At 38.1% G+C, this 1,243-nt stretch carries 1 protein-coding gene; it reads left to right on the top strand.

The features are described from left to right. Window positions 1–186: 186 nt before the first annotated feature. Window positions 187–1,131 carry a GGDEF domain-containing protein gene (locus ABMY41_RS21765; RefSeq protein WP_349276266.1) on the top strand — a complete coding sequence of 315 codons (945 nt, stop codon included), beginning with the start codon at window positions 187–189 and terminating at the stop codon, window positions 1,129–1,131. Window positions 1,132–1,243 lie beyond the last annotated feature (112 nt).

The raw sequence follows: 1,243 nt of genomic DNA, 5'->3' as shown, positions 1-1,243 counted from the left end.
TAAAACAGCACAAAGGCCGTAAAGACTCGATACGCAGTAAGTGTGTTAGGGCTAGTTTTGACGATGAATTCAGGGCTGAGCTTATCTTTGGTTAATACTTGTTAACAAAGTATGCTCTCACCCTGCTTAAATATCTTTTTGACTAAACAGGTCAATGATTTGGTATACGCCCCTAAAGGCATTGAAATGTTTAGCTTTGCACAAGAGCAAGTAAATGTTGTTGCTGCTCCTTGGTATAATATTGTTTTAAGCGGCCAGCACTTAATTTACAGTGACGATACCGCTTACATTGTGATTCAAACAACTGCCGACTCTGTGATAACAGCCAGCGCTTCAGATCTTGTATTACTCACGTTACTAGCGCCTGTTAACATTATCATGCTGTTATTACTTGCATTAGCTGTCAGCTGGCTAGTAAATTTAAGATTTCAAAATAGTCAGGAAAAATACACTCTCAAAGTACTCAATAGTCAAGCTATAGAGTTACTCACTAGTCTAAATATAGCAGCTGGTATAACTCCTAAAAAGCATAGCCAACTTGAACAATTACAGACAAATTTTCAATCCCTGAATACATACATTACTAATTACACTCGTGAATCTGAAGTCAGTATTTATCTGGATAAGTTGACGCATTTAATCGACCGCCATGCGTATATCGAGCATCTAGCTAAACAGCTGCGGCTTGCAGAAGTGGAGCAGTTTAGCTGCGCATTACTATTTATTGATTTAGATGGCTTTAAACAAGTTAATGATTCATTTGGACACAGTTTTGGTGATGATGTATTAATCCAAGTAGCGACGCGTTTAAGCAATGTTTTACGCCATCATAAAATAAGTAATTTATCTCCGATAAGCCAGTTAGAGCAAAACTTAGCACGTCTTGGAGGTGATGAATTTTCAATTTTCATTAACTTAAAAGATGATAGAAACAAAGCATTAGAAGTTGCGCAAAATGTGTTACAAGAAATTGAACGTGATTTTGTATTAGGAAATAAATTAATAAAAATTAGTGCCAGCATTGGTATCGCTGTGTACCCAGATAGCGCTTCCACCCCGCAAGCATTATTGCAAATGGCAGACGTGGCCATGTACCGCGCTAAAACGGATGGTCGTGGCGTTGTTTCCTAAAAGTTTGAACTATCTTGCCAGCCTGTGATCAGATCATCTATATCCTACTAGCCTGTGCAACAACAATGAGCAAAATCACAAACTGGTCTCACTATAATCAAGCCCTCGTTAA

It is taken from the genome of Pseudoalteromonas sp. BZA4 (assembly GCF_040104395.1).
Classification (GTDB): domain Bacteria; phylum Pseudomonadota; class Gammaproteobacteria; order Enterobacterales; family Alteromonadaceae; genus Pseudoalteromonas.
The sequence above is the reverse complement of the archived record's forward strand: the minus strand, read 5'-3'. Positions and strand labels throughout refer to the sequence as shown.